This is a genomic window from Holdemanella hominis (assembly GCF_014306155.1).
Lineage (GTDB): Bacteria > Bacillota_I > Bacilli_A > Erysipelotrichales > Erysipelotrichaceae > Holdemanella > Holdemanella hominis.
Map to the genome: position 1 here is coordinate 11,921 of NZ_JACRWH010000017.1, position 23,613 is coordinate 35,533.

19 protein-coding genes, 2 tRNA genes and 1 rRNA gene are annotated in these 23,613 nt (G+C 33.9%); 7 read left to right on the forward strand and 15 right to left on the reverse strand.

Annotated features, from left to right (window positions below):
* Positions 1 to 71: 71 nt before the first annotated feature.
* From H8911_RS05740 to H8911_RS05750, 3 genes are all read left to right on the forward strand, one after another.
* Positions 72 to 668: a metallophosphoesterase gene (locus H8911_RS05740; RefSeq protein WP_186998972.1), complete on the forward strand. Its 597-nt coding sequence runs from the start codon at positions 72 to 74 to the stop codon at positions 666 to 668.
* An 853-nt stretch (positions 669 to 1,521) separates the two neighbouring features.
* Positions 1,522 to 1,821 (forward strand): plasmid mobilization protein, encoded by a 300-nt coding sequence (locus tag H8911_RS05745; RefSeq protein ID WP_186998973.1) that lies wholly within the window; start codon positions 1,522 to 1,524, stop codon positions 1,819 to 1,821.
* 73 nt (positions 1,822 to 1,894) lie between these two features.
* Positions 1,895 to 4,048 (forward strand): relaxase/mobilization nuclease domain-containing protein, encoded by a 2,154-nt coding sequence (locus tag H8911_RS05750; protein WP_186998974.1) that lies wholly within the window; start codon positions 1,895 to 1,897, stop codon positions 4,046 to 4,048.
* Between the two features lie 241 nt (positions 4,049 to 4,289).
* Here H8911_RS05750 and H8911_RS05755 read toward each other — a convergent pair whose 3' ends face one another.
* The 3 genes from H8911_RS05755 to H8911_RS05765 all read right to left on the reverse strand — a co-directional run bounded on the left by H8911_RS05755 (position 4,290) and on the right by H8911_RS05765 (position 8,397).
* Positions 4,290 to 4,808, reverse strand: coding sequence for a hypothetical protein (locus H8911_RS05755; RefSeq protein WP_186998975.1), 519 nt, complete (start codon positions 4,806 to 4,808; stop codon positions 4,290 to 4,292).
* An 85-nt stretch (positions 4,809 to 4,893) separates the two neighbouring features.
* A complete protein-coding gene (locus H8911_RS05760) occupies positions 4,894 to 8,211 on the reverse strand; it encodes a coiled-coil domain-containing protein (RefSeq protein WP_186998976.1) in 3,318 nt (1,105 codons plus the stop codon).
* A 45-nt stretch (positions 8,212 to 8,256) separates the two neighbouring features.
* A complete protein-coding gene (locus tag H8911_RS05765; RefSeq protein WP_003865986.1) occupies positions 8,257 to 8,397 on the reverse strand; it encodes a hypothetical protein in 141 nt (46 codons plus the stop codon).
* Positions 8,398 to 8,518: 121 nt separating this feature from the next.
* Here H8911_RS05765 and H8911_RS05770 point away from each other — a divergent pair, with 121 nt between their 5' ends.
* On the forward strand, positions 8,519 to 8,902 hold the full coding sequence (locus tag H8911_RS05770; RefSeq protein WP_186998977.1) for a helix-turn-helix domain-containing protein: 384 nt from the start codon (positions 8,519 to 8,521) through the stop codon (positions 8,900 to 8,902).
* Positions 8,903 to 9,487: 585 nt separating this feature from the next.
* On the opposite strand, the gene H8911_RS05775 is transcribed toward H8911_RS05770, so the two are convergent.
* The 4 genes from H8911_RS05775 to H8911_RS05790 all read right to left on the reverse strand — a co-directional run bounded on the left by H8911_RS05775 (position 9,488) and on the right by H8911_RS05790 (position 13,616).
* Positions 9,488 to 9,564 (reverse strand) — tRNA-Arg (locus H8911_RS05775).
* A gap of 53 nt (positions 9,565 to 9,617) precedes the next feature.
* Positions 9,618 to 11,441: an ABC transporter ATP-binding protein gene (locus H8911_RS05780; protein ID WP_186998978.1), complete on the reverse strand. Its 1,824-nt coding sequence runs from the start codon at positions 11,439 to 11,441 to the stop codon at positions 9,618 to 9,620.
* Entirely contained in the window at positions 11,431 to 13,161 is a 1,731-nt protein-coding gene (locus H8911_RS05785; protein WP_186998979.1) for an ABC transporter ATP-binding protein, read from the reverse strand. Before H8911_RS05785 ends, H8911_RS05780 begins: the two co-directional genes overlap by 11 nt.
* 29 nt (positions 13,162 to 13,190) lie before the next feature.
* On the reverse strand, positions 13,191 to 13,616 hold the full coding sequence (locus H8911_RS05790) for a MarR family winged helix-turn-helix transcriptional regulator (RefSeq protein WP_186998980.1): 426 nt from the start codon (positions 13,614 to 13,616) through the stop codon (positions 13,191 to 13,193).
* A 110-nt stretch (positions 13,617 to 13,726) separates the two neighbouring features.
* On the opposite strand from H8911_RS05790, the gene rlmD reads away from it, so the two are divergent.
* Positions 13,727 to 15,022: a 23S rRNA (uracil(1939)-C(5))-methyltransferase RlmD gene (gene rlmD, locus H8911_RS05795; RefSeq protein ID WP_186998981.1), complete on the forward strand. Its 1,296-nt coding sequence runs from the start codon at positions 13,727 to 13,729 to the stop codon at positions 15,020 to 15,022.
* Positions 15,023 to 15,036: 14 nt separating this feature from the next.
* Positions 15,037 to 15,122, forward strand: a tRNA-Leu gene (locus H8911_RS05800).
* A 72-nt stretch (positions 15,123 to 15,194) separates the two neighbouring features.
* On the opposite strand, the gene H8911_RS05805 is transcribed toward H8911_RS05800, so the two are convergent.
* From H8911_RS05805 to H8911_RS05815, 3 genes are read right to left on the reverse strand one after another with little or no spacing between them, the layout of a single operon-like run.
* The gene (locus H8911_RS05805; protein WP_117926585.1) at positions 15,195 to 15,485 is read right to left on the reverse strand and encodes a septum formation initiator family protein; all 291 of its coding nucleotides are present in this window, start codon (positions 15,483 to 15,485) and stop codon (positions 15,195 to 15,197) included.
* 53 nt (positions 15,486 to 15,538) lie between these two features.
* Complete coding sequence (gene mnmG / locus H8911_RS05810) at positions 15,539 to 17,386, reverse strand: tRNA uridine-5-carboxymethylaminomethyl(34) synthesis enzyme MnmG (RefSeq protein ID WP_186998982.1); 1,848 nt, start codon at positions 17,384 to 17,386, stop codon at positions 15,539 to 15,541.
* A 1-nt stretch (position 17,387) separates the two neighbouring features.
* Entirely contained in the window at positions 17,388 to 18,995 is a 1,608-nt protein-coding gene (locus H8911_RS05815; RefSeq protein WP_186998983.1) for an oligosaccharide flippase family protein, read from the reverse strand.
* A 100-nt stretch (positions 18,996 to 19,095) separates the two neighbouring features.
* On the opposite strand from H8911_RS05815, the gene H8911_RS05820 reads away from it, so the two are divergent.
* Entirely contained in the window at positions 19,096 to 20,592 is a 1,497-nt protein-coding gene (locus tag H8911_RS05820) for an NAD(P)H-hydrate dehydratase (RefSeq protein WP_186998984.1), read from the forward strand.
* Here the strand turns inward: H8911_RS05820 and H8911_RS05825 are convergent.
* The 5 genes from H8911_RS05825 to rrf all read right to left on the reverse strand — a co-directional run.
* Complete coding sequence (locus H8911_RS05825) at positions 20,589 to 21,374, reverse strand: nucleoside phosphorylase (protein WP_222620968.1); 786 nt, start codon at positions 21,372 to 21,374, stop codon at positions 20,589 to 20,591. The two genes, H8911_RS05820 and H8911_RS05825, sit on opposite strands and share 4 nt — an antisense overlap.
* 8 nt (positions 21,375 to 21,382) lie before the next feature.
* Positions 21,383 to 21,682, reverse strand: a complete 300-nt coding sequence (locus H8911_RS05830; protein WP_117926581.1) for a hypothetical protein — start codon at positions 21,680 to 21,682, stop codon at positions 21,383 to 21,385.
* Entirely contained in the window at positions 21,682 to 21,969 is a 288-nt protein-coding gene (locus tag H8911_RS05835) for a hypothetical protein (RefSeq protein ID WP_117926580.1), read from the reverse strand. Before H8911_RS05835 ends, H8911_RS05830 begins: the two co-directional genes overlap by 1 nt.
* 9 nt (positions 21,970 to 21,978) lie before the next feature.
* Positions 21,979 to 23,442 carry a DUF1846 domain-containing protein gene (locus tag H8911_RS05840; RefSeq protein WP_117926579.1) on the reverse strand — a complete coding sequence of 488 codons (1,464 nt, stop codon included), beginning with the start codon at positions 23,440 to 23,442 and terminating at the stop codon, positions 21,979 to 21,981.
* Between the two features lie 62 nt (positions 23,443 to 23,504).
* Positions 23,505 to 23,613, reverse strand: a 5S ribosomal RNA gene (gene rrf, locus H8911_RS05845); the annotation flags it as partial.

The window sequence follows — 23,613 nt, forward strand, 5'->3', positions numbered from 1 at the left end:
CCGTGTGTATATATCGCGGTATAATTAAGTTATAAATATAGGAAAAAGATAGAGAAAGAGAGTTGAATTAGATGAAATATTATATAAGTGATCTGCATTTGTTTCATGAGAAAGCAATCCAATATGATCATCGGCCATTTGATTCTATACAGGAAATGCATGAGGTAATTGTGAAAAACTGGAATGATCGTGTGACGAATGGCGATATTGTATATATTTTAGGTGATATTAGTTTGCGTGGGAAAAATGAAGATTTGATTGCCTTTGTCGCACGTTTAAAAGGAAGAAAGGTTCTAATTAAAGGCAATCATGATGATCTATCTGATTATAGATATCAGCAGTTATTTACTGAAATCTGCGATTATAAAGAAATTCAAGATTCAATTGGGAAGGAAAAGTATGGACTGATATTATCTCATTATCCAATTTTTTCCTGGAAAGATATGGGGCGAGGAAAAATTCTTCTCTATGGGCATACACACGAAAGTAAAGAAGACAAATTTTATCAAAGTTGTCTGAGACAAATGCAAGAAAATGATTGTAGACACGCATATGATGCATGTGACGGAAAAATACGGGCATGTAATGTTGGATGTATGCTTTCTTATATGGATTACACACCACGCACTTTAGAAGAAATTCTTGTAGGGGTGGAAGTGAAAGAATAAGACAATAATGTACAAAAATATCAAATGAAGGAAAAATATGAAATTGAAAGAGTCAGTCGACTCTTTTTTTGCTTGATTGTACCTGGTCGGTAAAGTACAAGCAACTCTAAAAAAGGGAAATTGGTACACATATATTTTTAAAAGCAACGATTTTAAAATGCAAAAATGCCAGCTGATCCAAAAAGAAAATGAACTCTCAAAGAAAGAAAAAGTACGTTTCTAAATCTAAAGACTGAAAATAAAAAAGGTACATTTCTCAAAAAATAAAGTAGAGATTGCAAAATCAAAATTGTACCTTTTTCCAAAAAAAATACATCATTCTCAAAAAAATATAGGTACATTTATTCCACAAAAAAAGAAGTGTCTAGATAAATCGAAGGGAACATTTTTCGTTAATAGAGCACGGGCAATGAATGGATATTCCAAAAAAGAGAAGGTTATTTGTTGCGATTGTTGCAGAATTAAAAGTTTTTTTGCAAAAGTAGAAGACAGAGTTTTTAAAAATGAAGGTGTGTTTATTTTAATATACCGAATCAAAGTTTGGAAAAAGAATAAGTACTTTTGTTCATTAAAAAAATGAGAAGTGATTTTTTTTATTGTACCTTTTTGTTTATTAGTATCCGTCGGAGACAAGGGGTCTTAGGGGTACACTCCTAAAAAGCCTGGTCGTTTGTGTTAAACAAATGACATGCTTGCTACTTTTTAAAAACAGAGGAAAGAGAGGGGGTAAAGTAGCGAATAATGAAAATAAAAAGCGGACAGGAAGAAGGTACAATGTAGTCACAATGCAATAGAGCTTCTCGAAGCTTATTGCAAAAAAAATAGAACAATAACTTAAAGGAGGCTGCGGAAAATGAATAAAGATAAAACCATTGCATTTCGTGTGACTGATAGGGAGTATGAATCGATAAAAAGAAAAAGTAAGGATTTTGGTTTTAACAGTGTGAGCTTATACGCACGAAAAAAAATGTTAACAGATAAAGATGAATATCTTTCTAATGTATCTAAAATTCGAGAACTCTATAATCATCTTGCTCAACTAGAAATGGAGTTTGAGACTATAAAAAATGAAGCAGGTTTAAGTGAATATGACATTTTAGGTTATGAGAGAGAGTTTGCGAATATAGAGGAAGATTTGAAAAACGTTAAGTAGTCTTCCTCCCACACGCAGTGTGGATGCTACGAAGCAGCAGTTATTCTTTTAAAAAAATTGAGGGGGTGGTGTCATGCCAATTACAAAAAGATGGGCAATAACAAAGTCACTGAAAGAGGCTACGAAGTATGTTAGTGCAAAACATAAATGTGCGGTTGTTGAAGATGATTTGCAAAAAGCAATTAAGTATACTGTGAATGAAACAAAAACAAAAAACATAAACAATGAGGATGTAGATGTTACTGTCAAGACTTTAAATAATCGATTGGTAAGTGGAATAAACTGTAATCCAAATTTTGTCACGGAAGAAATGGAACATATTCAATCAGCTTTTGGAAATGAAAAAGATAAGATTATTGCGTACCATCAGGTACAATCTTTTTACTATAATGATCCAGTGGATGCACTCGAAGTTCATGAGATGGGAATCGAATTGGCAAAAAGAATGTATCCCAATTATCAGGTTTTGGTGACAACTCACCAAGATAAAGCTCATTTACATAATCACTTTATTATCAATGCAACAAGTCTCTCTGGAAAAAAATTAAGAAGCGATTTTTATGGCGATGAGGGTTTGATGAAATTAAGAGAAGTGTCTGATACGATTGCAAAAGAACATGGATGTAAAATTATTGACGATGCAAAATTGATTGGACATTTTGAAAAAGAAAATACAATTCCTACATACTTGATAAATTTAAATGCGAAATATCGTTGGCGAGAAGTTTTGAAAAATGAGATTGATGAGTATAAAAAAATCGTAAGTAGTACAAATGAATTATTAGAGTTATTGTCGCACAATGGGTACGAAGTGAAAAAAGGAAAACATATTTCTGTTCGTCCTGTGGGAGCAAGAAAATATTTTCGATTAGACACACTAGGTGAGGGATATACACAAAAAGAATTGATGTATTTTTTTGCGAGACAGTCAAGACATTATTGGGAAGATGAAGAGCTAAGAAGATTCCAATTGAAAAAAATGGAAGAAGAATACGGACGATTTATTGCAAATCGAATGATGGATTATGTGGCAAGTCTTTCGAGTAGTCAGAAAATGCTAAGTCAATATCGAAGAGAAGATAGATACGATAAAAGTAGATATCCACAATATTCCTTTGCAAGTTTGAAGACAATTAACGAATTAGAAAAGATGTACAATCAGATTGATCTGTATGATAAATACAATATTCATTCATTTGAAAGCTTGATTTTAACAACACGTTCATTGAATACTAAGATTGAAAAAATGGAGTCAGATTTAAAAGAAAATGAAAAAGATTTTGTTAGAAAAACAAAACAAGTTGAATTGTATGACATGTATTTAAAGTACTACAATCATTATTGTGTGTATCAGGAAGAACTACAATGGCATAAGATTCCAACAGAAAAAATTCCATCTGAGGTTCGTATGTTTTTAAAAATAAAAGAAACACTTGGCAATCTTGGAATTGATGAAGTCAGAAATGCTATGCTTGAATTTCAAAAAGAAAAGATAAAATATCAGCATGAGGTTGCCGAGCTATCTTATCTGAAATATGAAAAAGTGCTTTTGGATGATGCGAAAGAAATGAAGCTAAAAGAAAGTGAAGATTTGATTCCGTCAATTCAAATCACTAAGAATATGATTGATTTTGAAAAATCAACCGACACTGAATATTTTGTAAAAATACCATATACAGATAAATATACATATATTTTGAAAGATGCAATTATATGGAATAAGTACGACAAAGGACAGGTGTACTTAGTAAATGATATGGATGTTGATTTATTGAATGAAGATGGAGATGTCGTTGAATGTGTAAGTGGAAATAACTTACAACGAATTTCTGAAGGGCGTAAACAAGACATCACTGAAATGTACAAACGAGTTAGAACCATTGAAAAAAATAATGGATTTGTATTTACTGTCGATATTAAGATGTTTGATTCAGTTCGACCAAATGAAAATGGTGTGTATCATGTTCGTGTACCATATACAAAGGATTACATTGATGTACCTATAGATCATATGTTTTGGGTGAAGGAAAATAAGACGGCTCAGGTATTCTTTGAGGATGGAGAAGAGATTCAATACTATCCAAATGAAAAGAGTTATTACAATAAAAATACTCAAAATGGAGAAGTGAAAAATACAGGGTATTTGAAACAGCACTTTGAAGAAAAGAAGAATGATTACGAAAAGAAGCAGAAAGCCGCTAAAGAGCATGATGATCCATTCTTGTAATCAAAATATAGAAGAGGCATTAAGTTGTCTCTTCTATTGTTGTTTTATATATCCTGGTAGGTTTCAAAAAATGTGTTATGAGAGTTCATAACACTTTACTGGAGAGCATTTATATTGTGTGATTTGTGATATTAAAATAAGGAGTTATTTATAAGTCATTAATCACTAATCACATATCACATAATTTTATGAAGGTTTTCAAAATGTTTTCAAATAAATATTATTTATTCATTTACACCTTTTATTTTCTAAATTCCCCTATGATTCTTATTTTTTCACCATCTTGTAGTTTGAAATGTGTCTCGTCTACACGCACTATAGAACTTTCAATGAATTTAATGAAGTTATAGTTCATAAACATGATCCATGTTATTGCATTCTTTTCAATGATTCTCCATGTCGGTTCTAATGCATATCCCGTATTCTTTTTTTGAGTTGATGGTACAAAGTCATTTGTTAAATCAAATAAACTATTTGGAACAACCTTATAAATACCCTTATTCATTTCTAGTTGTCTTATTTGAATCCTTGTGTGCAATGCACGAGGCGAATTAAATTCTTTTTGTTTATCTTTAATATATTCTTCAATAGAATCAATTACGGTTTGTATTTCATAAATTTCACAAGTAAAACTCCCATCCTCTTGAAAAATAGCACCTTGTTCCTTCATTACTTTCAAAAAAGATTTTAGCATTACGTCATCTGGAAAAATTTGATACCAATCCCCCATTTTATTCTGTACTTTTATTCGATATGGCATAAGTAAATCTATCCTCTTTTCTATAAAATAAGGAGAGAATATTTCTCTCCTTCATTAGTTTTATTTTCTGCAGTCGAAAGAATAATTAATCTTCTTTTCGAGCATGTTTTCCAGTAAATGCAACACCTGCTAATCCTAGAACACCACTTAATGCATAGAATCCTAAAGCAGTTCCTGCACCCGTATTGACTGTATCTGTCTTTTTCTGAGCTTCAGACTGAGCTTTCTTAGCTTCCTCCTCTGCCTTCTTAGCTTCCTCTTCTGCTTTTTTCTTTGCCTCTTCTTCGGCTTTCTTAGCCTCTTCTTCTTTTTTGATCTTATCTAGATAAGAAGTCAAAGCTTTATTTGCTTTATCAAGCTCAGCTTTTGCAGTTTCGTAGTCACGACTTGCACTTTCCAATTGTTCTTTATTTGCATTCCATTGAGCTTCTACACCTAAGAACACATTTAAAGCAGTTGCATATTCCTCGTATGCAGTTCGCATAGAACCCATTTTTGAATATAATCCAAGTACAACATCATTGTCACTGTCAACGACATCCATGAACCCTGTTGGATCTGCACTTAACTTCTTATAAGCTTCATATGCTTTTTCGACTTGTCCTTTGACATCTTCAATAGAAGCTTGCTCATTTTCTAATTGACCAATAGTTTCATCTAATTTTGTAATAGCTCCGTTGAAGCCTTCAATTGCTTTTTGATATGCACCAATCTGTTCCTGAGTATCTGCAATCTCTGCTTTCAAATCATTTAAACTCTTTTGTTTTAAAGTAGCTTTATCAAGCTCAGCTTTTGCAGTCTGTACCGCACTTGCTTTTTCAGCTTCTTCTGCTTTTGCAGTTTCTAACTCATCCACTTTTTGTTGAGCATCTTCTTTTGCAGTCTCTAATGTTGCCTGACTTGCCTCATATAAAGCCTTCTTAGTTCTTTCGTTATTTTTAGCTTCGCCTAAAACCTTTGATTTAGCATCAACATCTTTTTCTGCCACATCCAGATTTGCTTTTGCAGTTTCGATACCTTTATTTGCTTCATCTAAGATATCTTTTCTCTTTTTCAAAGTTGCTTGTGCATCATTTACGATACCTTTTTTGCTTTCAACATTCTGATCTGCAGCCTTCTTCTCTTGTTGAGCATTTTCAAGAGCTTTTTGTGCCTCTGCACGATCAACAGTTTCTAACTGTGTTTTCTGTGTCTTTAAGCCGACAATTTCCTTTGCCATATTTAAAGCAGTATCATCATCGCGCAACTTGTCAAATGCCGCCTGCTTAGTCGCTACATCTGCCTCAGCACGTGCAGTCGCATTGGTTGCCTGTGTAACCTGTGTTTGCACAGTTGCTACATTTGTTTGTGCATTTGTCTGAGCCGCAGTCTTAGTACCTAAAACTTGTCTCTGATTTTCCAACTCTGCCTTTAGAGCTTCTAATTTTAACTCTCCATCCTTCAAGATACCATCTGCATTCATCAGCTTGTTATAGTATTCATTGAACTGAGCTTCAAATTCATCAATGGTCATCGTATTGACTTCCGTAATATAGTTGGAACGAGCTACATAATCAAACACTTGTCCCGCATTGCATCTGTATCCATCTGGAGCAGGTGTCTTCGAATAGATATAGGCTGTTCCTGTTACATCACTGTTTAATCCAATTAGATTTTTGTAGTGTCCAATTTGGATATTTCCATGTCCTACAGCATTCATGACCTCATTGTATTTAGTTTCATCATTTCGTACTTCGGTAATTGTCCACCCTTTGGCAGTGATATAATCATAGACTTGCTTTTCTGAATCATACCATCCTTTGTATAAATTCTGATCATCTTTTTGAATAGAAGAGGCAGTGATATTTTCACCAACATTATATAGTCCAGAGTGTCCAAATACTTTTCCATTGGCTGTCGCATTGATTTGCACTTGTGCAATCGCAAACAATGTTGGATTTACTTTTAAATCTTCTCGTCCTGTGAAGTTTGTGTCACTGGTTCTTAAAGCATTTCCATATCGTACCATACTTAATGCACGTTTAAAGTTTTCTAAACTTGTTGCATCATTTTCTGCTCCGATATTCGTACTTCCACCATTTGCAGTGCTTTGTTCCTCTAAGATTTTTAAAGCATCTGTGTATCCGTAAGCTTCAAAGAATCCTTTTGATCCTTGTTCGATTTTTGCTTGAGCTTGTTCTTTGTCTACTCGTAATTGCGTAACCACCTTTTCCTGTGCAATGACCGCTTCCTGAGCTTCATTTACCTTGCTCTGTTGTGTTGCAACATCCTGTTTTGCTTTTTCTAGATTTGCTTTCGCAGTCTCTAATTCTTTTTCTTTAGATGCTTGATTTGCTTTCGCAGTCTCTAACTGTGCCTTTGCCTCATTTAATGCAGTTTCTGCATCGTTGATAGTTTGATTTAGTACATCTAAAGCCTTTTGCTTCTCTGTAATTTGTGCATCTAAATTAAGAATTTCCTGATTGACATCTGAAAGGCTTTTTTCTGCACTTGTTACAGCATTTGCTTTTGCTGTTTGATTTTCAAGTGCGACTTGTAGATTTGTCTGTGCAGTGACTAATTCATTTTCTGCATTTTTGATATCTGCCTCATACTGAGCTTTGATTGTAGGATCACTTGCACCATCGTAGATTGCCTTTTTTTCATTGTAGTTAGCTACGGCAGTATCTAATGCTTTTTGTGCCTCATTCACACTTGTCTGTGCTTCTGCATAGGCTTTTTGTGCATTTTCTACATTCTGTGTAGCTTCTGTTACTTTTGCTTCGGCTTCTGCCTTTTGTTGTGTTAAGATTGAAACAGTTGTTTGTGCCTCTTCTAAAGATTTTTGAGCTTCTGCTAAAGCTTTTCCTTTTTCTTCAACATCTTTTGAAATCTCTTCTTCAGATGTTCCGTTTAGTAAAGCATCATATTTTTTCTGAGCTTCCTGTAATTTAGAGTTAGCATCGGCAAGTGCATTTGTTGTTTCATCCAATTGTGTCTGCAATGACTTTTTCTGTTCATTGGCTTGTCCTAATTTCTTTTGATTTTCTTCTAGATTGACCACTTGTTTTTCTAACTCGCTTACAATAGCTTTCTGTGCTTCTAAAGAAGATGCGTCATAGTTGCTCTTTAATGTATTGACATTTACCTTTGTAGGAATATAAGTGCCTTCGTTGTATGTATCATAATCCTTTTGAGCTTTTTCTTCTGCTTTTTTTGCTTCATCAGCTTTCTTCTGAGCCTCATCGATTTTTTCTTGTAACAATTCTTTTTCTGTCTTTCCTATAGTCGTAGTTTCTTTTTCTGATGTTGCAGGTTCTATTACGCTATTGTTATTTTCTTCTGCAAATACACTTAACTGTCCTGCCTGTGTCAACACTAAACTAGTAGCAGCAAGACTTGATAATAATTTTTCCTTTTTCATTAAACTATCCTTACCTTTCTGTGAGATATCAAAAATACAGATTCATTAACAATTAGAAGTATTCTTTTCAGCTTTAAGTTTATTCATGAAATCCAATGTTTCATTCAACTCTTTCTCATCAAGATTTTTTAAAGATTCTTTAATACTTTTCAAAATCTCTAGCTCTTCCAAAGTTATATTTTCCATAATATACTCCCTAAGTATCTACAAGAAACATTATAGTATCTTTCATAAACTTGGTCAAACGATTACGTTGATTAAAGATACTTTTCTTACATATAATTATGAAATAGAAAGGTTTATTACAATGAGTGATGAAATAGGAACGCGTGTTAAGAAAGTTAGATTACGTAAAGGAATCAGTCAAGAACAATTTGGTGAAATAATAGGGATTAAAAAAGCAGCTGTATCTAAAATTGAAAATGGTGAAAACAGTCTATCAAAAGGAAATCTATTAGCCATTTGTCGCCAATTCAATGTAAATAAAGAATGGTTAATCAATGGAAACGGTGAGATGTTTACCCCTAAATCAAAAGAAGATGAAATTCGAAATTTCTTTGAAAACGCTATTTCTTCTGATTCTGATATTGCGAAAATTCAAAGAAAATTCATATCTACTTTAATCTCACTAGACGAAGAAGAATGGATTGTATTAGATCGATTCATGAAACATTATATTTATAGTAAATAACAAACTTTACTATCCAATTTGATAGAATAAAAATAAATAAAGCGATACAAAGCACAGACATATGCTACCGTATCGCTTTTTCTAATCATTCATTGTTTTTAAATTTGTTATATTCCTCAACTACCTCATTTACATCCTTCATATCATCAAATAACATTTCTAATATGACTTGTTTAGTAGGCTCAACCACAGAAGAAACACTATCTTTAATGAAATTAATTATAGTATTTAATGCCTTTCTATTCGATGCTTTAGCTGAAATCAGTTCAAAAGGACTATAATCTTTATTTGTTATTCTATTTCCTGCCGAATCTTAGCAATCCCAAATGGCTCTTATTGTGATGAAATGTTTGGCGAAATAATAAAATAATTGCCGTAAGCCTTTATTTTAAAGGGTTATGCACTCGCCATCGCTTGGCGAATAAATAGCTGTATAATGGCGAATTAACAGAAATATCGTAACAAATTTAAATAAATGATGTTTTAGTTATTTTTTGTCAAAAAAATGTAAATGTCGTCACAAATGTCGTCAAAAATACCATTAAGCATAAAAAAAGCCCTTATATAAGGGCTTTATTCACAAGATGGCGTCGACGGAGGGATTCGAACCCCCGACCGTGCGCTTAGAAGGCGCATGCTCTATCCAGCTGAGCTACGTCGACAACGCATATATTTTATAACATAATCAAAATATATGCAAGCTTAAATTTAAAATTTAGTCTAACTCAAAAGCACCCGTGTACAATTGATAGTATTTACCCTTTTGTTTCAACAAGTCCTCATGATTACCACGCTCAATAATATGACCTTGTTCTAACACCATGATCGCATCACTATTTTGGATAGTTGAAAGTCTATGTGCAATCACAAATACCGTTCTTCCTTCCATCAACTTATCCATACCTTCCTGAACAATACGCTCCGTATGTGTATCAATGGAACTTGTTGCTTCATCCAAAATCAAAACAGGAGGATTGGCAACAGCTGCACGTGCAATGGATAAAAGTTGTCTTTGTCCTTGTGATAAAGATTCTCCACCTGCATGAATCATTGTGTCATAACCATGTTCTAAGTGTTTAATAAATTCATGTGCATTCGAAAGTTTACTAGCCGCAATACACTCTTCATCACTCGCATCTAAACGACCATAACGAATGTTATCCATGATTGTACCAGTAAACAAGTTTGTATCCTGTAATACAATACCTAATGATTTTCTAAGATCTGCTTTCTTGATTAGTTTTACATCAATACCATCATACGTAATGGAACCCGATTGAATATCATAAAAACGATTGATTAGATTCGTGATTGTTGTTTTACCAGCACCTGTAGCTCCTACAAAGGCAATCTTTTGTCCTGGTTTCGCAAATAGAGAAACATCAAATAAAATCTGTTTATCTGGATTATAAGAGAAGTTCACATTTTCAAAACGAACATCTCCACGAAGTGGAACCAATTCATCTTGCCCATCTTTTCTTGGATGATGCCAAGCCCAGTGATCATGATCAATTTGTTCTAAAGTCACGATACCATCATCCACTTCACTTTCCATATCTATGATTTCATAAATACGCTTAGCTCCTGCATCTGCCATTATTACTGCATTTAGCTGCATACTAATTTGTCCAATTGGATTTGTGAAACTACGATTTAATTGTAAGAAAGCGGCAATGCCACCTAATGTTAATCCTGCAATATGATTTAGGGCAAAGATAGAACCAACTACCGCAACAAGTACATAAGAAATGTACCCAATATTCATTACGACTGGCATTAAAACATTCGCAAACGTATTCGCATTGGCACTTGCTTCAAACAACGCATCATTTACTTGATCAAAATCTTTGATACTTTGTTCTTCATGCGTAAAAACTTTAATGACTTTACTTCCTTCCATCATTTCTTCAATAAAACCATTTTCTACACCCAATTGTTTTTGTTGGGCAATAAAGTATTTACCTGATTTTGCCGAAATCTTTTTTGAAGTATACACCATCAATAAACCACATGCGATTGTTAAAACAGCCAATGGAACATTTAAGATGAACATGGAAATCGTAACTGAGATAATCGTCATTAAAGATACAATAACCTGAGGAATACTTTGAGAAATTAGCTGTCTTAAAGTATCCGTATCATTTGTATAAACAGACATGATATCCCCATGTGCATGTGTATCAAAGAAGCACAATGGCAATGTCTGCATATGTTCAAACAATTCATCACGAATATGTTTTAAAGTACCCAATGAAATTGTTACCATTATACGATTAAATCCATACGTAGCTAAAATACCAACACCATAAATCATTACCAATTCCATTAATGCATTGAATAAAGGCGTATAATTCGGAACTGTTTGTGATAATAACGGAACAATATAATCATCAATCAAGCTCTTTAAAAACATGCTTCCATATACATTGGCGATACTAGATACAATGATCAATACAAGCACAATAAAACTTTCAATCTTATAAGAAATGATTGTTTCTTTAATAACTCGCTTTAGACTATTTGTATCTCTATTGTTCATCAAAGTCACCTCCATTATTTTGTGCTTCAAACGTTTCTTTATACATCGCATTTGATTTTAATAATTCTTCATGCGTACCTAAACCAGAAATTTTTCCATCGTCAATCACAAGAATCTGATCTGCATCTTGAATACTTGAAACACGCTGTGAAATAATGATTCGAGTTGTATGTGGAATCTTCTCTAAGAATGCTTGTCGAATCAAAGCATCGGTTTTTGTATCCACGGCACTTGTAGAATCATCTAAAATCAAAATTTTAGGACTCTTTAGTATGGCTCTTGCGATACACAAACGCTGTCTTTGTCCACCCGAAACATTCGTACCACCTTGCTCAATATACGTATCATATTTATTTGGCATCAACTGAATAAATTCATCCGCCTGTGCTAATTTACAAGCTTCCATGATCTCTTCATCTGTCGCATTTGGATTACCCCAACGCATATTCTCTTTGATTGTTCCCGAAAATAAAACATTCTTTTGTAGAACCATGGCCACATTATCGCGCAATACTTTTAAATCATAATCACGAACATCCATTCCCGCTACTTTAACACTACCTTGTGTTACATCATATAGTCTTGGAATCAATTGTACTAAACTCGATTTACTAGATCCCGTTATTCCAAGAATTCCTAGTGTTGATCCTGAAGGAATGTGCAAATCAATATGACTTAAAATGTCTTCATCATTTCCATAATGAAATGAAACATCTTCAAAATCAATGGTTCCATTGACCACAATTTGAACTCCGTTTTCTGGACTTGTTAAATCGGATTCTTGATTTAATACTTCGGCAATACGTTTTCCACTCGCAATCGACATTGTCACCATGACAAAAACCATACTCATCATCATCAATGACATCAAAATACTTGCAGTATATGTAAATAAAGACATCAATTCTCCGGTTGTCATGTTTTGAGCCACAATTTGATGAGCTCCTAACCACGAAATCAAAATAATTGTGCCATACATACAAAGCTGCATAACAGGCGAGTTAAACACTAAGATTTTTTCCGCTTTCCCTTGAATACTAAAAATAGTCTCACTTTCATTACGGAACTTTTCAATTTCATGATCCTTACGAACAAAAGATTTCACGACACGAATGCCTAGAATATTTTCTTGAATACTCGCATTTAAAAAATCATAGCGAGAAAATAATCGACTAAAGATGGGACTTACAATAAAAATAATTCCAAACAAAACGACTCCCAAAAATAAAACCGTAACCACAAAAATCATTGCCATTCGTATATTAATGATAAAAGCCATGATCAAAGATGCGATTAACATCAATGGTGCACGAACACAAACACGAATAATCATCTGATATGCATTTTGTATATTTGTCACATCCGTCATCATACGTGTGATTAATCCACTTGTTGAATAAGCGTCAATATTTGAAAAAGAAAAGTTTTGAATATTACGATACTCTGCCTTTCTTAAATTCTTCGCAAAACCACTCGATGCGATTGCCGCATGCTTTCCACTTTTAGCACCAGCCCATAAAGATACAAAGGCTGCCACCAACATTAAAGTACCATAAAACCAAATTGAACCCATATTTCCTTTTTCAATACCATTATCCACTAATAATGCCATCAAAAATGGAATAAACACTTCAAGTATGGCTTCGATTGAAACATAAATCGGACTCAATAACGTATCCTTTTTATATTCTTTAACTTCATTCAATAAAGTCTTGACCATAATAAACCTCCATTATTCTAAATCTTCAATTATTCTAAATTTTCAGCTAGCTCTTTTAAGATTTCTAACAATTGCACCTTCTTCTCGTCACCTAAAACATTTCCAAATCTAGATTCCATTGTACGAATCTGCTTCACGATATCTTCATGAAGATCCTGCTCTTTTTGAGTCAACACAATAGCACGAACTCTTTTATCCTTTTGATTCAATTTTCTTTCAATAAACCCCTTCTGTTCCAAGCGATTTAAAATCCCTGTAACTGTGGGATTCGAAATATGAAAATGTTCCTCAATATCTCTTTGAATAACTGGATCCTTATCCGTAAAATGTAGATATCCTAAGACGTCTTGTTGAGATTTAGTTAAATCATATTCTTTTAAACCTTCATTCATATGTTTGTCCATTTTTTTCTTGATTAAACTAAAATAAAAACCAATCTCATTATTGTCACACATTTTCCTCACCTCATTTCCATAGCATGCTATATTTTTACATAGTACGCTATATATATTACTATAATAATTCCATTTGTCAATTCTTGTTTTTTTAGATATCATAAATATGTATGAAAAAAAATGAAGAATATATTGTAACATGTATCGATGATACAGATTTAAATAGTGGTGTTGTAAAAATTGACGATATGGTTGTCTTTGTGCCAAACTTATTGATTGGTGAAAAGGCAAAAATCAAAATCGTAAAAGTCAACAAAAAATATGCTTTTGGCATAATTACTCAACTTTTAAAGCCAAGTATAAATCGCCAAGAACTTACTTGTGAAGTAGCTAAAACATGTGGTGGGTGCCAACTTCAACACATGAAGTATGCTTATCAATTAGACTATAAATATAAACATGTCAAAAAATTATTTGAAGATATTGAAGTAAAGTCAATACTAGGTATGGATTCTCCTTGGTACTATCGTAACAAAGCACAGTTTCCGGTTAAAATCAAAGATGGTAAGGTCCTGATGGGTTTTTATCGCCAACATTCAAACGACGTTGTGACATGTAAAGAATGCAAGATTCAAGATTTTACAATCAATAAAATCTTTGGCTTCATTCAAAAACATATCACAATTGAAATGGCAGAAGGCTTACGCCACATCTTTATCCGCCACTCAAGTACAGATGAAATTCAAGTGGTATTTATTGGTAAAAATGAAAAGAATATTTTGTCTTTGTCTAAACTATTAAAAAACACATTCTCAAACATCACAAGTATTGTATTTAACTACAACACACGAAATGACAACGTGATCTTAGGTGATACATATAAAGTCTTATATGGAAATGACTACATCATTGAAAAATGTTTAGGTAACAAAGTGAAATTGCACTTTAAATCCTTCTTCCAAGTCAACCCTATACAGATGGAAGTTTTGTACAATCAAGCCATTAAAGCCGCTAATCTTTCTGGAAACGAAACATGCATTGATATGTATGCAGGCACAGGTACCATTGGTATGGCTGTCAGTAAACATGCGAAAAGCGTGATTGGTGTTGAAATCGTTAAAGAAGCCGTTGATAATGCCAACGACAATACAAAAATGAATCACCTTGATAATTGTCACTATGTTTGTCAGGATGCCACAGATTTTGCACACGAACGTAAAAGCGATAAAATTGATGTCGTCTTTATTGATCCACCAAGAAAAGGAATGGCAGAAAATGGAATCCAAGATACGGTGACCATGCAGCCCGAAAAGATTATATACGTTTCTTGCAATCCTAAAACGTTATCACGAGATTTAAAAATCTTTAAAAATTATGGATACCAATGCGAATACGTTCAACCTGTAGACATGTTTTGTCAAACAACCGGACTTGAATGTGTTGCCAAACTCAGTAAAATAGTGTAATATTTTAACACTATGAGGCCGTGGTGGAATTGGTAGACACGCTACTTTGAGGGGGTAGTGAGTTATGCTCGTGTGCGTTCAAATCGCATCGGCCTCACCATATAGATATAAAAAGTGCTTCTTCGGCACTTTTTTATTTTCCACACAAAAAAAACTAGACCAAACGGCCTAGTTAGTCTTTACTTGGAAATTTAAATACTTGCTCCCCCTCTTTTGTCACTAAGTATTTTCCACGCGCAATATATTCAACATAATCTGGATTTGTCAGATTCTGTTTTGCCTTCTCCAATTCTTTCTTTTTAGAAGACAATTCTTTTTTTTCTTTTTCCTTTTGAACAATACTCGACTTTAACTCATGCGTCATTGACAATTGCTGCAAACCACCCATGATTAAAAAGCCAGACATAACCAGCATTGCGATATATACAAAGAAATGTTGAACTTTTTTTCGTTTTCCCTTCATACTTTTATCCCCTTTTTACTATAGCATATAATAGAAAGCGATTTCAATGTAAATTATTTCACACGCATAGCTAAAATCGCAATGTCACTAGGATTTATACCAGAAATACGACTTGCTTGTCCTAATGTTAAAGGCTTGATAGCTGTTAATTTTTGTCTTGCCTCCAAAGATAAATTATCCATATTTTCATAATCCAAATCTGCAGGAAGCTTCATTTTTTCCATCTGCTGTAAATGTTTCGCATCGCGCTTTGCCTTGGCAATATAACCAGCATACTTTGTCTGGATCTCAATCTGCTCATTGATTTGAGTTTCGTAATCCAATCCCGTATATTTTGCCAAGCCCTTAACTGTAATTTTTGGACGTTTAATTAAATCCAATGCACTACATCCATGTGCCAATGGATCAAAGCCCAAGCTATCAAGATATTCATTGACTTCACTATTCGGTTTAATATGTGCATTTGAAAGTTCTTCTCGAGCAACCTCAATATCATTCATCTTCTTTTTATATGCATCATATCTTTCTTGTGAAACCAAACCAATTTCATAGCCTTTTTCAAGCAATCTTTGATCCGCATTGTCATGACGTAACAACAATCTATATTCCGCTCTTGAAGTTAATAAACGATAAGGTTCCTTTGTTCCTTTTGTACATAAATCATCTAACATGACACCAATATAAGCTTCATCACGACGAAGAACAAATTGTTCTTTACCATCCACTTTCAATGCCGCATTCGCCCCAGCCATCAATCCTTGACCAGCTGCTTCTTCGTATCCGCTCGTACCATTGACCTGTCCTGCAGTAAATAAATTCTCAACAATTTTATTTTCCATATTCGGCTTCATCTGAAGTGGATCAATCGCATCATATTCAATCGCATACGCATATTTTTCAATCACACAATTTTCAAGTCCCGGCAAAGAATGAACCATCTTTTCCTGTACATCAATAGGCATTGATGTTGAGAATCCTTGAATGTAAATTGTATCTAATTCTTTAGATTCAGGCTCTAAGAAAAGCTGATGTCTTTCTTTATCCGCAAAACGAACCAATTTATCTTCAATACTTGGGCAATAACGAGGACCTACCCCTTTTACTAACCCAGAATACATTGCAGAATCATGCAAATGTGTATGAATGATTTCATGCGTTTCTGGCTGTGTATAAATTAAATGGCAAATCTCTTGTTTTTCAAAAGGCAATACATCCTCTTGTTTTGTTGTTTCACTAAAGCGCAAAAATTGATTTGTCCCTGGTTGTGGTTCTGTCTTTGAAAAATCAATTGTATCCATTTTAATACGAGCTGGTGTTCCCGTCTTTAAACGGAAAGTTTTAATTCCAGCCTCACGCAATGATTCTGACAACGTATTAACCGTCCTTTGATCTTCTGGACCAGAAACAGTGGAAGTATGTCCTCTTAAAACATTACTTGCCATATAAGTACCTGTTGTCAAAACAACCGTCTTACTTTCAATAAATGTTCCATCTTCTAACTCAACACCACAGGCTGTTCCATCCTTGATTACAACAATTTTACATGCTGCCTCAATAATATCTAAATTATCCTGTTCTTCTAATGCCTTTTTCATAAAACGTTTATAGGCAATCTTATCGCTTTGAACACGTAAACTCCATACTCCAGGTCCTTTTGTCGTATTCAACATCTTAAACTGTAAAGCCGTCTTATCTGCCGCAATAGGCATCATACCACCCAAGGCATCAATTTCTCGAACTACGATTCCTTTTGCCGGTCCACCTACACTAGGATTACATGGCATCGAACCAATCATATCTTTACTTAAAGTTACGATAGCCGTTTTCTTATTCATTCGACTCGCCGCTAAACAAGCCTCAATTCCGGCATGTCCAGCTCCAACAACTACTACATCATACATTTTATACACCCGATTTCTTTCTTAGTTGAAAGTGAAAAATATTTTGTGGAACTTTTAAATACAAAGTAACTACCACATATACAATTACACTTAATAAACCATTTAAACACATCTTGAACAAACATGAAAGTTTTGATCCTTCAACACCATACAATCCAACTTTAGATAGAAGTATTGAAGTAATCCATAACGCTAACAATCCAATCAAAATACGCACTACAATAATTAAAGTTTTACGATATGAAATGTTGTATACATCTTGAATCTCTTTTAAATTTTTATAAATAATATATCCTGTACCAATAAAACTTGAAATAACAGCACCCGCGATCCCCATGATCCATACAAATGGAATCAAAAGAACTCCTTTGATCAATACACCAATCGCAAGATTTTTTAATACATTTTTTCTTAATTCCAAAGAAACCATTAAATTCGTAACTAACGGAGCTAATGTAGATAAGAAACCTTCCAAAGCCATCCATTGTACAACGAATGTACACAATTCTAAGTTTTCGGAATAATATAACGTGTAATTCAATGGTCCTGCATACGCAAAAATACAGAACGATACAGGAATAGCTACATATAAAACTACGTTGATACTATCCAACACATTTTTCTTAACTAACTTATAATTTTTCTTTGACAAAGCCTCTGAAATATGCGGAATTATCGCTGTCGCAAAACCAGGGCCCAAAATCATTGGGATCGCATTTAATTTACCTGCCACATAATTTGATGCAGAAATGACAGTCGTTGTATCTTTGGCATTATAATGCATTTTTAATCCTGTAGGAAGTAAGAAACCATTAAATACCTGGTCAATATTTCCTAAAATCGCAACCACTAAATAAGGAATAGCTAGGATAAGAATTTCTCTGAAGATTTTCTTAGCTGAATGAGAACGTGTCGTTTGTCTTTGTACCATTTCATCCACTACACATTGGTGTTTACGATCAAAATACGCAAATTGAGAAATTGCCGCAATCGTTGCCACAGAAGTTGACATAACCGCCGCATATAATGCATACTTTTTATCCCATCCAAACGCATAGACTACAAGGCATGCTGCACTTAGTAAAAAGGCAACGCGGAACACTTGTTCAAAAGCTTGTGAAAAAGCATATTCTTCCATTTCTTTTAAGCCTTGATAATATCCTCTAAATGCAGATAATACAGGAACAAGAAAAATCGCTAGAGATAATATTTTCAAACAATTTGCCATGATATCGGCATTCTTGGCGACCATAGCTGGCGCAATTACATTCGATAAAGTAAATAAGAGGATCATTCCAACAAATCCCGTTAAGCCTAAAATCGCAAAAGCAATTTTCTTTACCAGAATAACACTTTTCGCATCTTCTAAAGCAATATAACGAGCTACAAGTGTGGCCACGGCAAAAGGGACTCCCGACTGAAATATCGTCAATAAATACGCATATATATTATAAGATTGTGCATATACAGACTGATACGCTTCCGATTGAAGTATATATGAAAATGGAATTGTATAAGCCAATCCAATTAGTTTTGATACAAATAGACCGCCTGTTCCTATCAGGCCGCCAACAATAATCGACTTTTTAGCCGCTGAAGATTTCGACATAAAATAAATACCCCCAATTTCATAATTATAACATACATCCTTAAAAGTATTATGATTTTTTAAACATTAAGAGTATAGTAAAGATAAGGAGTGTGAGATTATGTATCCAGCCTATATACATACGCAAACTACGGCTCGAAACATTGATCATGCAGCCATCAAAACATACCAGATTCCAAGTTTGATTTTGATGGAACATGCAGCTTTAAAATCAGCCGAAATTATTGAACAAATCACAAATACAAACCAATCTATCTGTATTCTTTGCGGTCCTGGAAATAATGGTGCCGATGGATTAGCAATCGCTAGACTTCTACAGCCTAAATATCCAAATCTATATGTTGTGGTTCCAGAAATCAAAAAGATGTCGGAAGATGAAAAAATTCAATTTCAAATGGTACAAAATTTAAAAATTCCATTCTGCAAAAATCTTCCTAATGTCACTTATGACATTTATATTGATTGCCTTTTTGGCAATGGATTATCTAGAGATATTACCGGATTTTATAAAACTATGATTCAAAATGTAAACACATCTCAGTCCACCATTATCAGTATTGATATGCCTAGTGGCATTGATTCCACTATGGGAAATGTTCTAGGATGCGCCATTCATGCAGATTACACAATTAGCTTGGATTGCTACAAACAAGGACAATGGCTAAATGAAGGAAAAAATCATTGTGGCAAATTATATCTCGTAGATATCGGAATTCCTCAAATTCTTCATCAAAAATGCATGGACAAAATTAAAATATTAAATGAGGAGGATATTCATCTTCCAAATCGCCCATTGAATGCACATAAGTCAACTTTTGGAAAAGCCCTAATGATTGGCGGAAGTCAAAACATGCATGGTGCAATCCACATGGCAAGTCTTAGTGCTTATAAAAGTGGTATCGGTACTCTTACTTTGATGGTTCCAGAATGTATTTCTAATGTTCTCGCAATCAAATCCGATTTTTATATGCTTCTTCAATGTGCCGATCGCAATGGTATATTTAGTTCTAAAGCCATTGATTTGTTGAAACAAAACATTAACAATTATTCAATTATTTCAATTGGAAATGGTATGCAAAAAAACAACATTACTATCGCTTTAGTTGAACAAGCTTTAAAGAGTGACAAAAAAATAGTACTTGATGCCGATGCATTATGGGCTGCACAAAAGAATATTGAATTATTAAAACGGAGTGAAACCACAATTTTAACTCCGCATATTAAAGAAATGTCCGATTTAACAGGTATCCATGTTTCTACCATTTTATCAAATCCATTCGAAGTGGCTCGCGACTTTTCAAAAGAATATCCAAGCTGCGTACTCATACTAAAATCAAGTCAAACCTATATTGCCCATCAAGGCAGTGTCTATGTTTTAGATGCACAAAATGCAGGTCTGGCAAAAGGCGGCAGTGGGGATATTTTATGTGGTATTGTCGTTGCGATGCTTGGACAGTGCAAAGATAGTTTACAAGCGGCTCTATGTGCTACCTATATTCATTCGCAAAGTGCTAAACTTGATATAGATTCGGCAAGTTTCATGCCAGAAGATATTATCAACAATATTCCAAACACATTAAAAAGGCTGAGATCCTAGTGATTCTCAGCCTCATCTTTTTGTATCAAATTTTTCAATGTTAAAACAGCACATTTCATTAATGGTTTTAAATCATGATTTTGAATGTTTGATAATCCTGCTTTTTCTCTTTCCTGATTCTCTAAACATAAAAACATAGCTCCACTACGAACATGACGAGTTTGTCCTACGATAAACACAGTACTTGATTCCATTTCCGAAGCCAGACAATCCAGTCTGCAATACGCATCCCATTTGTTTTGCAACTCTTGATAAACTGGCATTGTTTCCAGTGCATGCTGACCAAAAAAAGAATCCTTACTTTGAACAACACCTACATGATAAGGCAGATTAAGTTTTTTTGCACTTTCTACTTGAGCATTTAAAACTTCAAAATGAGGAACAGCTGGAAATTCAATAGGTGCATATTCACGTGTTGTACCTTCTTGGCGAATGGCACCACTTGCAATCACAATATCTCCACCTTGAACATCAAGACGCATACCACCACATGTACCTACACGTAAAAAGGTATGACACCCTAGTTGAATAAGCTCTTCCATTGCGATTGCAGTACTGGCTCCACCAATACCAGTTGAAACTACGCTGCATAATACTCCATTAATATAGCCTGAATATGTAACATATTCACGGTTGTCCGCAACAAAATATGCATCATCTAAATAAGATGCGATATCCTTTACTCTTTTGGGATCTCCCGTTAAAATAACATAATCTCCAACACCATTTTCCTCTAATTGAGTATGATATTGTTTATTTGAACCTTCTGTGTAATCAATCATAATATATCCTAGAAAGATTGGAATTGTAAATAGTAGACATTTGGATGAAACATTGTCGTATTAAAGCTATAAGCCTGACAATCATCATTTTCTCCATCCCAGTCATTATTCAATTTGGATAATAAATCATCGATTTCATCTTCACTCAAATCACTTGTCGCATAAAACTCCATGCAACCAGCTAAACTCGGCTGTAATCGACTTGGAGAATAAGACATCTTTGAACAAATTTCATTCAATGCGTTTTGAACAACATCAACAACAGCAGCATCTTCTTTGTCAACAACTACATGCAATCTTATCTTCATTATGCGTTCACCTTATCTACTACATAGTTACATAATTTTTTTAAGTTTGTATCATTAGACAAAGTGATAACTTTACCCAAACTTAAATTCAATGCTGCAATAACGGGTTCACCATTATCCATCAATACATTTAAAGTACCAGCAGTATTTTCGTAATATACATCAAACAAATAACTTTGTTTTCCGTTATCTTCTTTCTTTTCTCTTAAATCAAAATGGAAAGTATCTTTATTTTTTAAAATAATACGAACAGCTCCTGCCCCAGAGCTAGGAATTGATTTTGCCATAGAAACCTCCTACTTTTTATTAGCATCATATGTAAGCATAATGCCTAAATTCGCATAAATACTTAAATCTACATCCGCAACATCACAAGTCACATGAGCCTGCATACCTTTTAATTTTGGTAACATAGCTAATGCTTTTTTTGCATCTTCACTATGCAAAGCAGAAACAGATAACGCAATTAAAATTTCATTTGAATGAAGTCTTGGATTTACCGAACCAAGATATTCTGTTTTTAAGTTTTGGATAGGTAAAATAGCTTCTGGTGAAATTAAAACTTTCTTTTTATCAATTCCTGCAAGATGTTTTAATACATTCATTAAAACGGCTGAACAAGCACCCATTAAATTCGTTGTTTTTCCTGTAATAATTGTTCCATCATCCAATTCAATAGCACCAGATAAAGAATGAGTTTGTTCTTCTTTTTTACGTGCAGCAACAACACAAGGACGATCTAATTCTGTAATACCCGCTTTGTTCATAACAACTTCTTGTTTTTGAACTTCTTCATATGAACATAGTTCATGAGCATATCTTGTTTTACTTACAAAATAACGACGAATGATTTCCTGGTTACTTGCATTACAACATGCTTCATCATCACTAATACATAAACCCGCCATATTTACACCCATATCTGTTGGACTTTGATAAGGACTTGAACCATATATTTCTTCAAAAATATTCTTTAGGACAGGAAAAATCTCAATGTCACGATTATAATTAACTGTTACTTCATTGTAAGCCTGTAAATGGAATGGGTCAATCATATTTACATCGGCCAAATCTGCAGTTGCAGCTTCATAAGCCAAATTTACAGGATGATTCAAAGGTAAATTCCAAATAGGGAACGTTTCATATTTTGCGTATCCTGCCTTAATGCCATGTTTATGTTCATGATATAACTGTGATAAACAAGTAGCCATTTTACCGCTACCAGGACCTGGAGCCGTCACAACAACTAAAGGTCTTGTTGTCTTAACATAATCATTCTTTCCAAATCCAGAATCAGAAATGATTTTTTTAGTATCTGTAGGATATCCTTCAATAAAGTAGTGGAAATATACGTCAATTTTTCTACGTTTCAAACGAGCTTTAAATAAATCAACTGCTTTTTGACGATTGTATTGTGTTACAACAACACTTCCAACATATAATCCTCGTTGAGTAAATTCATTGATCAAACGTAAAACATCTTCTTGATATGTAATTTGTAAATCGGAACGAGTTTTATTTTGTTCAATATCATTAGCATTAATGACAATGACAATTTCAGCATCTTCTTTTAACTGCATCAACATTTGTAATTTTGAATCTGGCGAAAATCCAGGTAATACGCGAGAAGCATGATTATCATCAAATAATTTTCCACCAAACTCCAAATATAATTTATCTCCAAATTGAGAAATTCTTTCTTTAATATGCTCTGACTGCATTTCTAAATATTTTTGATTATTAAATCCAATTTTTTTCATAATTTCAATCTCCATACAACTCATGATTTTACAATAAAATTAAAAAAAAGGCAAAAAAAAGGACCCGGCAGCTAGCTATCTTCGCAGGGGCAAGCCCAACTATTGTCGCCGTGAAAGTGCTTAACTTCTGAGTTCGGGATGAGTTCAGGTGTGTCCACTTTGCTATCGCCA

Excerpts from the sequence above, each read along its gene's own strand:
- H8911_RS05740 (WP_186998972.1), top strand. The coding sequence starts at position 72 with ATGAAATATTATATAAGTGATCTGCATTTGTTTCATGAGAAAGCAATC.
- H8911_RS05745 (WP_186998973.1), top strand. The coding sequence starts at position 1,522 with ATGAATAAAGATAAAACCATTGCATTTCGTGTGACTGATAGGGAGTAT.
- H8911_RS05750 (WP_186998974.1), top strand. The coding sequence starts at position 1,895 with ATGCCAATTACAAAAAGATGGGCAATAACAAAGTCACTGAAAGAGGCT.
- H8911_RS05755 (WP_186998975.1), bottom strand. The coding sequence starts at position 4,808 with ATGCCATATCGAATAAAAGTACAGAATAAAATGGGGGATTGGTATCAA.
- H8911_RS05760 (WP_186998976.1), bottom strand. The coding sequence starts at position 8,211 with ATGAAAAAGGAAAAATTATTATCAAGTCTTGCTGCTACTAGTTTAGTG.
- H8911_RS05765 (WP_003865986.1), bottom strand. The coding sequence starts at position 8,397 with ATGGAAAATATAACTTTGGAAGAGCTAGAGATTTTGAAAAGTATTAAA.
- H8911_RS05770 (WP_186998977.1), top strand. The coding sequence starts at position 8,519 with ATGAGTGATGAAATAGGAACGCGTGTTAAGAAAGTTAGATTACGTAAA.
- H8911_RS05780 (WP_186998978.1), bottom strand. The coding sequence starts at position 11,441 with ATGAACAATAGAGATACAAATAGTCTAAAGCGAGTTATTAAAGAAACA.
- H8911_RS05785 (WP_186998979.1), bottom strand. The coding sequence starts at position 13,161 with ATGGTCAAGACTTTATTGAATGAAGTTAAAGAATATAAAAAGGATACG.
- H8911_RS05790 (WP_186998980.1), bottom strand. The coding sequence starts at position 13,616 with ATGTGTGACAATAATGAGATTGGTTTTTATTTTAGTTTAATCAAGAAA.
- rlmD (WP_186998981.1), top strand. The coding sequence starts at position 13,727 with ATGAAAAAAAATGAAGAATATATTGTAACATGTATCGATGATACAGAT.
- H8911_RS05805 (WP_117926585.1), bottom strand. The coding sequence starts at position 15,485 with ATGAAGGGAAAACGAAAAAAAGTTCAACATTTCTTTGTATATATCGCA.
- mnmG (WP_186998982.1), bottom strand. The coding sequence starts at position 17,386 with ATGTATGATGTAGTAGTTGTTGGAGCTGGACATGCCGGAATTGAGGCT.
- H8911_RS05815 (WP_186998983.1), bottom strand. The coding sequence starts at position 18,995 with ATGTCGAAATCTTCAGCGGCTAAAAAGTCGATTATTGTTGGCGGCCTG.
- H8911_RS05820 (WP_186998984.1), top strand. The coding sequence starts at position 19,096 with ATGTATCCAGCCTATATACATACGCAAACTACGGCTCGAAACATTGAT.
- H8911_RS05825 (WP_222620968.1), bottom strand. The coding sequence starts at position 21,374 with ATGATTGATTACACAGAAGGTTCAAATAAACAATATCATACTCAATTA.
- H8911_RS05830 (WP_117926581.1), bottom strand. The coding sequence starts at position 21,682 with ATGAAGATAAGATTGCATGTAGTTGTTGACAAAGAAGATGCTGCTGTT.
- H8911_RS05835 (WP_117926580.1), bottom strand. The coding sequence starts at position 21,969 with ATGGCAAAATCAATTCCTAGCTCTGGGGCAGGAGCTGTTCGTATTATT.
- H8911_RS05840 (WP_117926579.1), bottom strand. The coding sequence starts at position 23,442 with ATGAAAAAAATTGGATTTAATAATCAAAAATATTTAGAAATGCAGTCA.